We start from the raw sequence: 12,129 nt of genomic DNA on the forward strand, positions 1-12,129 counted from the left end.
ATAAGTTATAAATTTGCTACAATTAAATAAAAAGACAGTTGGAGGTTCATAAGTATGATAAAAGATATAAGTGTTAATTTAGGCTTCGATATAGGCATCGCTTCTGTTGGATGGGCAGTATTAAATAATGCTAATGGCAAAATTTTAGAATCAGGTGTTAGTATTTTTCCCAGTGCATCTGCAGAAAGAAATGCTGAACGTCGTAGTTTTCGACAATCACGACGTTTAGTTCGCCGTAGAAATGTGCGTTTGCATGATATGAAAGACTTATTAGAAAAAGCAGGTTTCCCTTATCCGACTAAACAGCACATTTATCCAAATCCTTATGAGCTACGTGTTAAAGGTTTAACGGAACAACTAACAAAAGAAGAATTAGCATTGGCGCTCTATCATCTAGTAAAACGTCGTGGAATCAGCTATGACTTGAAAGATGTCGAAGATGAAACAGGAAAAAATAGTAGTGCTTATCAGGAAAGTTTACAAAAAAATCAAACACTCTTAAAACGCTTGACACCAGGAGAAATTCAATTAAACCGTTTGAAAAATGAAGGGAAAGTCCGAGGTCAGATTGTGACTGAAGATGAAGGAACATTACTGAATGTATTTCCAACTGCTGATTATCGAGATGAAGCGATGACCATCTTATCGCAACAACAAGCATTTTATCCAAACATAACAGATGAATTTATCAAGCAAGTCAGTGAGATAATCACACGTAAACGTGAATATTTTAAAGGTCCGGGTTCACTTAAGTCACCAACTGATTATGGTATTTATAAAAAAGATGGTACTGTTCTTGATAATTTATTTGAAATTCTAATCGGTAAGGATAAGATTTTTCCAGACGAATATCGTGCGGCAAGTAATTCCTATACAGCACAGCTATTCAATTTGTTAAATGATTTAAATAATTTACGAATTGATACGACAGAGGATGGCAAGCTGACAACGGAGCATAAAGAGGAAATTATTCATTATTTGAAAACAACAGACAAGAAAAAGATTAATATGTTAGCTTTAATTAGTCAGGTAACAGGTGCAGAACAAACACACATCAAAGGGTTTCGGATTGACCGTGACGATAAACCAGAGTGGCATTCGCTTGCGATTTATCGGAAAATTTGTCGCAATTTTGCTGAATTAGGAATCGATGTTGCTACTTGGCCAACGACATTACTCGATGATTTAGGACGTATTTTGACTTTAAACACAGAAAATGGGGAAATTCGTCGGGCTTTGACAACAGAAAAATTTAAAGAAAAGTATCCATTTTTAACAGAATCATTGGTTGATACCATGATTCAAAATAAACAATGGTTTCATACAAGTAGTAATCAAAAATGGCACAGTTTTTCATTGAAAACTATGTCACTGTTAATTCCTGAGATGTTAGTCACTTCAAAGGAACAAATGACGCTACTCTATGATTTAGGCCTAATTAAGGAAAAAGATAATATTTATGAAACAGAAACACAAATTAATTTGCCACATATCCTAGCTGATTTGTATAACCCAGTGGTAAGAAAATCAGTCAAACAAACTATGAAGATTTTTAATGCGTTATATCAGAAATACCCTAATATTCAATATATTGCGATTGAAATGCCTCGTGATACTAATGAAGAAGATGAGAAAAAACAAATTAAAGAATTTCAAAAGAAAAATGAACAAGAAAAAGATAAGGCCTATCTAGAATTTTTATCATTATCAGGTGTGAGTGAGACTGAGTTAAATAACAAAATATATAAAAATAAAAAACTTCGAACAATCATGCGTTTATGGTACCAACAACAAGGAATTTGCCCATACTCTGGTAAGCCAATGCCAGCTGAAGACATCTTGAGTACACCTAATAATTATGAAATAGATCATATTATTCCTATTTCTGTCTCTTTTGATGATAGCATGAATAATAAAGTATTATGTTTTGCTAACATGAATCAAGAAAAAGGAAAAAGTACACCTTATGAAATGATGCAAAATGGTCATGGGCAATCATTCGCTAGTCTAAAAGCAATGGTGGCTAAAAATAAGCGGATGGATAATACTAAAAAGAAAAACTTACTCTTTACTGAGAAGTTAAGTGATATTGATGTTCGCAAGCGGTTTATTGCTCGTAATTTAGTTGACACACGATATGCGTCACGTGTGGTACTAAATGAACTACAACAATTTGTTAAAGGGAATCAGTTGGATACTAAGGTGACGGTTGTTCGTGGAAAGTTTACTAGTGTTTTGCGTAAACGCTGGAGTATTAATAAGACACGTGATACGCATCATCATCATGCAATTGATGCGGCAGTTATAGCAGTCACACCAACGCTACGCATTTGGAAGAAAGAAAATGCAGTAATTATTCCTAAACAAGTTGGCGAGCACCTCATTGATGAACCAACGGGTGAGATTTTGGATAAAGAAACGTTTGAAAGAGAAGCCTACACGCCACCATTCACTCATTTTTTAGAAGATGTTCGTCAACTAGCACCAACTATCAAGTTTACGCATCAAGTTGATAAAAAAATGAACCGTAAAATTAGTGACGCGACTATTTATTCCACACGTCAGGTACAACTGGGTAAGGACAAACAACCAGCTGACTATGTATTGGATAAAATTAAAGATATCTATAGCGTTGATGGCTATAAAAAATTTGTTGAGACTTATAAAAAAGACAAAGCAAAATTTATGATGTATCGAATTGATCCTAAGACGTTTGAATTATTAGAACAAATTGTTGCGACATATCCGGATTATGAGGAAGTCAGTTTACCTAATGGCAAAGTTAAGCGTCAGGAGGTCAGTCCGTTTGAACTGTATCGCCGACAAAATGGATGGGTGAAAAAATATTCTAAGAAGCAAAATGGTCCCGCAGTCAAACAACTAAAATACTACAATAAGAAGTTGGGTTCTAAGATTGATATTACGCCGAAAAATGTGACGAAAGGTAAGAAAGTCGTGTTGCAATCACTCTCACCATGGCGGACAGATATTTACTATAATGACGTAACATCAGAATATGAAATCATGGGAATTAAATATTCAGATTTAACATTTGGAAAATGCGGTCAGTATGGCATTAAGCGTGAACGATACGAAGAGATTAAGACAGATGAAAAAGTATCTGCTGAATCATGTTTCATGTTTTCACTTTATCGCAATGACCGTATCAAAGTAATTGATACAGTAAATGATGAAACAGTCGAATTACTATTTGGGTCACGAACGCTACCAAATCAAAAAGGTTATGTGGAGTTAAAACCAATAGATAAAGCCAAGTTTGATTCAAAAGAAGTTGTGTCTTTTTATGGTTCGGTTACTCCTAACGGACAATTTATCAAGCGATTTCTTAAAAAAAATTACTTGCTTTACAAAATCAACACTGATGTACTAGGCAATCCTTTTTATGTTAAAAAAGAAGGAGAAAATCCACGAGATATTATTGACAATAATTAAGTATATGTAGTAATATATAGGTACGAAGGACGCTTCGTACCGTTACTAGATCTTTAAGAATCTACAAAAATAAGGCTTTATGCCGAATTTCCCATTCCTTTTGGAGTGGGTTTTTATTTTATCTAGGGAGGTGTAAGCGTTGACATGGCGTGTGGTACATGTAAAAGATAGCCAAAGTATGAAGTTGAAGCTTGATAATTTAGAAATTATGAAAGGAGGACATTGTTATTTATTACCTTTAGCAGATATTAGTATGCTAGTTTTAGAAGGCAATATGACGGTGACGACTAATATTTTATCAGCACTATCCAAATATAATATTGTAACTGTTATCTGTGATCAAAAATACCTGCCAACAGGGTTACTACTGAATTATGGAGGCTATCATCGTTCAGCAAAAAGAGCCTTAAGCCAAACTTTGTGGACTAGGGAATTGAAAGCAGTTATTTGGAAAGAAATTGTTGGTCAAAAAATGTTAAATCAAATCGTGTTTGCACAAACTAAAGACGTCACACAAGAGCGTTTGGATTTAATGACTGATTTGTATAGTGAGCTCCAGATTGGTGATATAACGAATCGTGAAGGTCATGTGGCAAAGGTTTATTTTAAATCATTGTATGGGTCAGAATTTACACGGGAAACGGACTGTTTTGAAAATGCGGCAATGAATTATGGCTATGCCATTTTACGTGCAGCAATGGCACGTTTAGTAGTGGGACAAGGATTACTAACGATGTTGGGGGTTTTTCATTGTAATGAGTACAATGCTTATAATTTAGTTGATGATTTAATGGAGCCGTTTCGGCCAGTGATGGACTATTGGATTGATTATAAATTACTGAGTCAATGTGAGTTTCTCACGTATGATGCTCGGCTGACGTTAATTGATTTCTTGAATCAGCCCATGTTTTACAAAACAACCAAAAGTACTGTAGACCAAGTGATGCAAAAATATGTATCTAGCTTTGTTAAGGCGATGACTGAGGAGAATCCGGCATTATTACATCAAATTAATCTGCAGGATTTTGTGGAGGCGAGGAAATGAGGTATCAACAAATGCGAATTTTATGTATGTTTGATTTACCAAGTGACACAAAAGTAGATCAACGAAATTATCGATTATTTCGCAAGGAATTATTAGCGAATGGCTTTATTATGTTACAATATTCGATTTATTACCGTATTGTTCCCAATCGTTCAGCAGGTAAAAAATATGAAAGTATCCTAAAACGGATGGTTCCGCCAGCTGGAGAAGTTCGTTTACTGTACGTTAGTGAGAAACAATTTAATGACATGCTTTTTCTAGTTGGTCAAAAAAGTCATCAAGAAGAAATTATTGGTGCACAAAAGTTGGTGATTATCTAATGACGATTACTTTTGAATATGAGAATAGTCACTACCTTGAGTTGACCGAACACCCGATTAACTATCTTTATGGCTCCAATCATGATGTTAAGTGGAAGTTGTATCGAGGTCTAAAACGCTTTTACCAAGGGAAAAATCTTTCTTTACTTGAAGAAACGGTCTATGGTGATGATGGGATTGATATTCGGTTAGATGGTCAGACGTTAAAAAGTAAAGATATCTTGTTTCATTTTTTAGATTGTCGTGAAAGTTTTATTACTGAGTTTAAACTACTTAAAACAAGTTTGATTTATAATTATTTACAGAATTGTGCTTTGGATTTTGATGTGACGCGTCTTTTGGATCAAGTGAACAATCAATTACTCGCATTAGAAATTAAGCTACAACGACTTACTCGTGATATCCTGACTAATGTTTCCCCAACTATTAAGCCATTAACTTATCCGGAATTGATGAAGTCTTATATGGGTTTGGAAACAATGGAAGATGGGGTGAATTATCCTGTTGAAATGATTGATTTGAGTGCTTTGATTGACGACTACTGTCACTTACTTGAGCAAAATATTGAGCGTACAACTAAACAAACATGGCTTTTTATCAGTCAACCAACAGCTTTTTTACGCCAGGATTTACTGGCAAAATTATTACTAAACCTGACTAAAGTCAACCAAAAAACAGAATTACTGACAGTCTTTATTTTGAGTGATTCGTATTGTCCCTTAAATTATAGGCGTAATGATATTGAAGCGACAACATTGATTTATAAAGAGTATCAGCAATTACCAGATTTTACAACATTAAGGGCGTCTATAGAACGTCACTATCCAGATACCTTGACGTTAACAGATGATGAACTAATTACTAGTTTGTATCGCTTAATGCCGTATATTGGTGTGATGAACTCAGAACAAGTTTATTTGAAAGACCAAGAATTACTTCTATTAAATGTCTTACATAAACTATTAGGTATTGACATAATAGTTAAGAGCCCAAAAAAAGTATTGACTAAACTAGAAGAAGCGTATTTAATGTAGGTAGGTATAAAAATTTTATTTGGAGACGTTCATTTGAGGTTTTTGTACTCTTAAAGATTTAGTAACGGTAAAACTATATCACAAGATTTTAAAAAAATAGTTGTGTTTTTGTACTCTTAAAGATTTAGTAACGGTAAAACTAGATAGTCGCATAGTTTTAGATGATGATTAGTTTTTGTACTCTTAAAGATTTAGTAACGGTAAAACCAAAATAGTTATCCATTATTTTTTATCAAGAGTTTTTGTACTCTTAAAGATTTAGTAACGGTAAAACGTTTGCATTATCGACGAAGCACCACTCAATGTTTTTGTACTCTTAAAGATTTAGTAACGGTAAAACATCACTTCTACCCAACTTTTGCCGTCCCATGTTTTTGTACTCTTAAAGATTTAGTAACGGTAAAACACTGATTTACCACTACCACAACCTGACACGGTTTTTGTACTCTTAAAGATTTAGTAACGGTAAAACCAAAAATCAGTTAGACGACAGAAAAGGTTGTGTTTTTGTACTCTTAAAGATTTAGTAACGGTAAAACCAAAATAGTTATCCATTATTTTTTATCAAGAGTTTTTGTACTCTTAAAGATTTAGTAACGGTAAAACGTTTGCATTATCGACGAAGCACCACTCAATGTTTTTGTACTCTTAAAGATTTAGTAACGGTAAAACATCACTTCTACCCAACTTTTGCCGTCCCATGTTTTTGTACTCTTAAAGATTTAGTAACGGTAAAACCTACGGCGGTGCAATCGGCACGTACGGGCGGTTTTTGTACTCTTAAAGATTTAGTAACGGTAAAACAAAATTATCTCAATTAAAAAATGTTTTGGCGTTTTTGTACTCTTAAAGATTTAGTAACGGTAAAACAACATGTTTATCGTTTATGATGACACCATTGTTTTTGTACTCTTAAAGATTTAGTAACGGTAAAACTAAAGTTGTTATCCTTCTGCTCTTCGCTACGTTTTTGTACTCTTAAAGATTTAGTAACGGTAAAACGTTTTTTAAGACAATCCTATCCAGAGCTGTGTTTTTGTACTCTTAAAGATTTAGTAACGGTAAAACAAAATTATCTCAATTAAAAAATGTTTTGGCGTTTTTGTACTCTTAAAGATTTAGTAACGGTAAAACAGTGAAGCTGATACTTGTTTTCGTTCATCAGTTTTTGTACTCTTAAAGATTTAGTAACGGTAAAACATCTCAACGAGGAACGTATTGGGCTGTTCGGTTTTTGTACTCTTAAAGATTTAGTAACGGTAAAACATTCCGATTGAAATTGTTGACGGAATTACAGTTTTTGTACTCTTAAAGATTTAGTAACGGTAAAACCAGAAGGTGAGCGTGTTCTTTTCATCACTGGTTTTTGTACTCTTAAAGATTTAGTAACGGTAAAACCAATACCTTTTATTCCGCTTGTAAATCCATGTTTTTGTACTCTTAAAGATTTAGTAACGGTAAAACTAAAATTTTTTCTTTGATTAAGACTTTTTCGTTTTTGTACTCTTAAAGATTTAGTAACGGTAAAACTTGGTTTTTTTGACAAACGTCACATCGTCTGTTTTTGTACTCTTAAAGATTTAGTAACGGTAAAACTTCTACACTTTTAAAAAAAGAGCAAACATGGTTTTTGTACTCTTAAAGATTTAGTAACGGTAAAACTTTTCTTTTGGCTCTGGAATAAGGAGTTTGGTTTTTGTACTCTTAAAGATTTAGTAACGGTAAAACTTCTACACTTTTAAAAAAAGAGCAAACATGGTTTTTGTACTCTTAAAGATTTAGTAACGGTAAAACTATGCCTCCTGTTTTTTAGAAATTCGGTAAGTTTTTGTACTCTTAAAGATTTAGTAACGGTAAAACAAACGTCAAAGCGCGGGTAATAAATTAGGTACAGGTTTTTGTACTCTTAAAGATTTAGTAACGGTAAAACTAAAAGTATTGAAACCATTTATTGATAAAGGTTTTTGTACTCTTAAAGATTTAGTAACGGTAAAACTGATTAATTTTTCTCAAAATGACAATAGCAGTTTTTGTACTCTTAAAGATTTAGTAACGGTAAAACCAACTCATTTACTGCCCAGCCACGTCCACGGTTTTTGTACTCTTAAAGATTTAGTAACGGTAAAACATTAAAGAATTGTTAGTTGTGCAACTTAACATTAACGCATTTTTGCATTGAAATCACACTTAAAAAGCTCTAGTCACTACCAAATACAACATAAGGTAGTAGCTAGAGCTTTTTTATAGAGTCATTAAATCTAAACCAGTTTAATCATCTAAACCAATCAAGTAATCATCGTTTTTCATGGCTTCAACTGTACCAAGTAGGTAGCCGTTACCAACTTGCGAGAAGAAGTCATGGTTACTTGTACCTGTCGATAAACCGTTCATAACAATCGGATTAACATCCTCGGATGTATCTGGGAATAATGGATCCATACCTAAATTCATTAGGGCTTTATTGGCATTATAACGTAAGAAGGTTTTTACTTCTTCAGTCCAACCTAATTTATCATAAAGTAATTCAGTATATAATTCTTCATTTTCATAGAGTTGGAAAAGTAAGTCATACATCCAATCTTTTAATTCTTGTTGCTCATTTTCAGGTAATTCATTAAAGCCTAATTGAAATTTATAGCCAATATACGTTCCGTGAACGGATTCGTCACGAATGATTAGTTTAATAATTTCAGCAACGTTAGCTAATTTATTATTTCCTAAATAATATAGAGGTGCAAAGAAACCAGAATAGAACAAGAAGGTTTCAGAATACACGTTAGCCACTTTACGTTGTAAAGGTGTACCTGTTTTATAAATCTCATTAATAATTTTAGCTTTTTTTTGTAAATGTGGATTAGTATTGGTCCACTCAAAAATTTCATCGATTTCCGATTTAGTATGCAAGGTACTAAAGATAGAAGAGTAGCTTTTCGCATGGACTGATTCCATAAATTGAATATTATTCAAGACGGCTTCTTCATGTTGTGTCCGCACGTCACTTCGTAAAGCTTCAATTGCACTTTCTGACTGAATCGTATCAAGTAAGGTTAGTCCACCAAAGACTAAACCAATATTTTCTTTTTGGTCCGCTGATAGTGTCCGCCAGTCGTCTAAGTCATTCGACAAGGGGATACGTGTATCCAACCAAAATTGTTCTGTTAATTTTTCCCACGTTGATTTATCAATAATATCTTCAACTGCATTCCAGTTGATAGCTTCATAATAGCGATTTGTCACAGTTTATTCCTCCTTAAATAACACAGCTTTCACATTGGTTACTGCCAATTTCACCAGAATCGTCGGTAAATGTCCGAATGTAGTAAATTGACTTGATTCCTTTATGGAAAGCATAGTGACGCAAGATGTTTAGGTCACGTGTTGTTTGTTTGGTTGTATCAGTTTTCCATTCGTACAAGCCTTCAGGAATATCTGAGCGCATAAAGAGTGTTAAACTCATGCCTTGGTCAACGTGTTTTTGTGCCGTAGCATAGACATCGATGACTTTACGCATATCCATATCATAAGCAGACGTGTAGTAAGGCATACTCTCATTTGATAAGTGTGCCGCAGGGTAGTAAATTTTCCCGATTTTCTTTTCTTGACGTTCTTCAATCAAGCGAGTAATTGGGTGGATACTTGCGCTTGTATCATTAATATAAGAAATCGAGCCATTAGGTGCCACAGCTAAACGGTTTTGATGGTAAAGGCCATATTCTTGGATAGACTCTTTAAGAGCTTTCCAGTCGTCTGCGGTTGGAATCTCAATACCTTTAAATAAGTCAGCTACTTTATCAAATGTCGGTGCAATAGGTTCGTTAATATAGCTGTCAAAGTAAGAGCCATTTGCATAATCTGATTTATCAAAGTTATGGAAGGTCACACCACGTTCTTTGGCGATTTGATTACTTTCAAATAATGTCCAATAGTTTAGCAGCATAAAGTAGACATTCGTAAAATCAAGTGATTCTTCTGAACCATAAGCCATTTGATTTTTCGCAAAATAAGTATGTAAGCCCATTGCGCCTAATCCAATGGTATGACCCAGTTGGTTGCCGTTTTTAATCGATGGTACCACATCAATGCTTGACGCATCAGTGACAGAAGTTAAAGCACGAGTCATCACGCGGACAGATTGACCAAAATGCGGGCTGTCCATTAAATTAACAATATTTGTTGACCCTAGGTTACACGAAATATCTGTTCCTAATTCTTCGTATTCTTGACGGTCATTGATTGCAGATGGTTGTTGGACTTGTAAAATTTCTGAACACAGGTTACTCATGATAATTTTACCGTAAACAGGGTTGGCACGGTTTGCTGTATCAATGTTGATGATATATGGGTAGCCAGACTCTTGTTGAAGTTTACTGATTTCATTTTCTAAGTAACGCGCACTAATTTTTTGTTTACGAATATTTGGATTAGCCACTAATTCATCGTATTTTTCTGTGATATCCAAATAAGAGAAAGGCACACCGTATTCACGTTCTACACTGTAAGGACTGAATAAATACATGTCTTCATTTTTACGTGCTAATTCGTAAAATTTATCTGGTACGACTAGACCAAGCGACAATGTTTTGACGCGGACTTTTTCGTCGGCATTTTCTTTTTTTGTTGATAAGAAGTGTTCAATATCAGGATGGAAGACATTTAAGTAAACGACACCCGCACCTTGACGTTGGCCTAATTGATTACTGTAACTAAAGCTATCTTCAAATAATTTCATGACAGGGACAACGCCACTTGCAGCTCCTTCAAAACCTTTAATTGGTGCACCAGCTTCACGCAGATTTGATAGGGTAATCCCCACACCACCACCTATACGTGATAATTGCAAGGCACTATTAATTGAGCGACCGATACTATTCATGTCATCAGTGACTTGGACTAAGAAACAGGATACTAGTTCTCCACGACGTTTACGTCCAGCGTTTAAGAATGATGGTGTCGCCGGTTGATAACGTTGGTAAATCATTTCTTCAGCTAATTGGCGAGCTAATGTTTCATCGCCATTGGCAAAGTATAGAGCATTAAATGCTACACGGTCTTCATAACGTTCAAGATATTCTGTTCCATCATTACTTTTTAGAGCATATTGTGAATAAAATTTGTATGCTGCCATAAATGATTTGAAAGTAAAATTTTGGGCATCTAGGTACTCATAAAGAGACGTAATAAATTCTATTGAATAGCGTTTGATAAATTCTTCTTCAATATAATCTTGTTCAATCAAATAATTGATTTTGTCTTCAATCGACGCAAACTGGCGTGTATTTGGCTCCACATTTTCCTTAAAAAAGGCCGCTAATGCTTCTTTATCCTTGTACAAAGGAATTTGATCATTAATTGGCCGATTAATCTCATTATTCAATTCAAAATAAGTTACATCTGTCAGTTTTTTAAGACTCAAGGTCACTCACTACTTTCTTAAATTTATTTACGTCTTGCTCGGTTCCGCTAAATTCAAACTCAAAGAGTAATGGAATGTGATAATCGCGAGCGATATCTTTCGCGGTAAAAATAAAAAGCTCCGCAAAGTTTCGGTTGCCTCCACCAGCAACACCTTTTAGGTAGCTTTGATTGTTTTTAAACTCAATAAAATCGTTCACTACTTCAGTGACTTCAGCATCATAAGTAGGAACGACTAAAATAAAAGGTTCATTGATTTGATGAAAAGGATTCGTCGTATCAATTTCGTAGGCCGGTAAGTCTAGTTTCTGAATAAAGCGTCTCGTTTGTCCAGTTAAAGAAAAAAAGACTAGTTTCATGATTAGACCGCCAACGTTCTTAATTGGTCAGGACGGAAACCTACGATAGTTACACGTGCATCTTCTGTTGTGATAACAGGTACGCTACGGAAACCTTTTGCTTTCAAATCATCGATATATTCTGGTTTGCTATCGATATTAATTTCATTAAATGCAACCTCTTTATCGGCTAAGAATTTTTTTGTCATGGTACATTGTGGGCAATTGTTTTTTGTATATAAAGTAATTGTTGACATGTTAATCACTCCTAAATTTCTTTTTTCATGTAGGTTATCTATAAATAATAGTATAACTTGAATATAAAAAAAGTCAATGCCTAAACACTATATATAGTGTTTTTAAGTTATCCACATACAATAGTTAGTATGAAAAAGCGCTTTAGGCTTGATATATCAATCGTTCTAAAAAGTTATCCCAAGAGTTACACACAGTATCTTAAAACTTAACGTGCTGAAATTCACAATTAATGATTGACGAGTAAACTTTGACGTCGTACAATTAACTTA

The 12,129-nt window shown here is 34.2% G+C and carries 8 protein-coding genes and 1 CRISPR repeat array; of the genes, 4 read left to right on the forward strand and 4 right to left on the reverse strand.

Features of this window, described 5'->3' with window-relative positions:
• The first annotated feature begins 54 nt into the window (after positions 1-54).
• The 4 genes from cas9 (at position 55) to BW732_RS08550 (ending at position 5,852) form a co-directional block, all read left to right on the forward strand.
• Positions 55-3,453: a type II CRISPR RNA-guided endonuclease Cas9 gene (gene cas9, locus BW732_RS08535; RefSeq protein WP_077276356.1), complete on the forward strand. Its 3,399-nt coding sequence runs from the start codon at positions 55-57 to the stop codon at positions 3,451-3,453.
• Between the two features lie 139 nt (positions 3,454-3,592).
• Complete coding sequence (gene cas1 / locus BW732_RS08540; RefSeq protein ID WP_077276357.1) at positions 3,593-4,498, forward strand: type II CRISPR-associated endonuclease Cas1; 906 nt, start codon at positions 3,593-3,595, stop codon at positions 4,496-4,498.
• A complete protein-coding gene (gene cas2 / locus BW732_RS08545; RefSeq protein WP_228414928.1) occupies positions 4,495-4,818 on the forward strand; it encodes a CRISPR-associated endonuclease Cas2 in 324 nt (107 codons plus the stop codon). Before cas1 ends, cas2 begins: the two co-directional genes overlap by 4 nt.
• Entirely contained in the window at positions 4,818-5,852 is a 1,035-nt protein-coding gene (locus BW732_RS08550) for a P-loop NTPase family protein (RefSeq protein WP_077276358.1), read from the forward strand. The genes cas2 and BW732_RS08550 overlap by 1 nt, the downstream gene beginning before the upstream one ends.
• Before the next feature lie 38 nt (positions 5,853-5,890).
• A CRISPR array of direct repeats spans positions 5,891-7,980; the repeat unit is 36 nt; unit sequence GTTTTTGTACTCTTAAAGATTTAGTAACGGTAAAAC.
• A 140-nt stretch (positions 7,981-8,120) separates the two neighbouring features.
• On the opposite strand, the gene nrdF is transcribed toward BW732_RS08550, so the two are convergent.
• The 4 genes from nrdF to nrdH are packed head-to-tail and all read right to left on the reverse strand — an operon-like array spanning position 8,121 to position 11,859.
• Entirely contained in the window at positions 8,121-9,089 is a 969-nt protein-coding gene (nrdF, locus tag BW732_RS08555) for a class 1b ribonucleoside-diphosphate reductase subunit beta (protein ID WP_077276359.1), read from the reverse strand.
• A 13-nt stretch (positions 9,090-9,102) separates the two neighbouring features.
• The gene (nrdE, locus tag BW732_RS08560) at positions 9,103-11,265 is read right to left on the reverse strand and encodes a class 1b ribonucleoside-diphosphate reductase subunit alpha (protein ID WP_077276896.1); all 2,163 of its coding nucleotides are present in this window, start codon (positions 11,263-11,265) and stop codon (positions 9,103-9,105) included.
• Positions 11,255-11,623, reverse strand: coding sequence for a class Ib ribonucleoside-diphosphate reductase assembly flavoprotein NrdI (gene nrdI / locus BW732_RS08565; protein WP_077276360.1), 369 nt, complete (start codon positions 11,621-11,623; stop codon positions 11,255-11,257). Before nrdI ends, nrdE begins: the two co-directional genes overlap by 11 nt.
• 2 nt (positions 11,624-11,625) lie before the next feature.
• On the reverse strand, positions 11,626-11,859 hold the full coding sequence (nrdH, locus tag BW732_RS08570; RefSeq protein WP_077276361.1) for a glutaredoxin-like protein NrdH: 234 nt from the start codon (positions 11,857-11,859) through the stop codon (positions 11,626-11,628).
• Between the last annotated feature and the right edge of the window lie 270 nt (positions 11,860-12,129).

It is taken from the genome of Vagococcus penaei (assembly GCF_001998885.1).
Taxonomy (GTDB): Bacteria; Bacillota; Bacilli; order Lactobacillales; family Vagococcaceae; genus Vagococcus; species Vagococcus penaei.

Coding starts and splice junctions, on each gene's coding strand:
- nrdH (WP_077276361.1), bottom strand. CDS start 11,859: ATGTCAACAATTACTTTATATACAAAAAACAATTGCCCACAATGTACC.
- nrdI (WP_077276360.1), bottom strand. CDS start 11,623: ATGAAACTAGTCTTTTTTTCTTTAACTGGACAAACGAGACGCTTTATT.
- cas9 (WP_077276356.1), top strand. CDS start 55: ATGATAAAAGATATAAGTGTTAATTTAGGCTTCGATATAGGCATCGCT.
- cas2 (WP_228414928.1), top strand. CDS start 4,495: ATGAGGTATCAACAAATGCGAATTTTATGTATGTTTGATTTACCAAGT.
- BW732_RS08550 (WP_077276358.1), top strand. CDS start 4,818: ATGACGATTACTTTTGAATATGAGAATAGTCACTACCTTGAGTTGACC.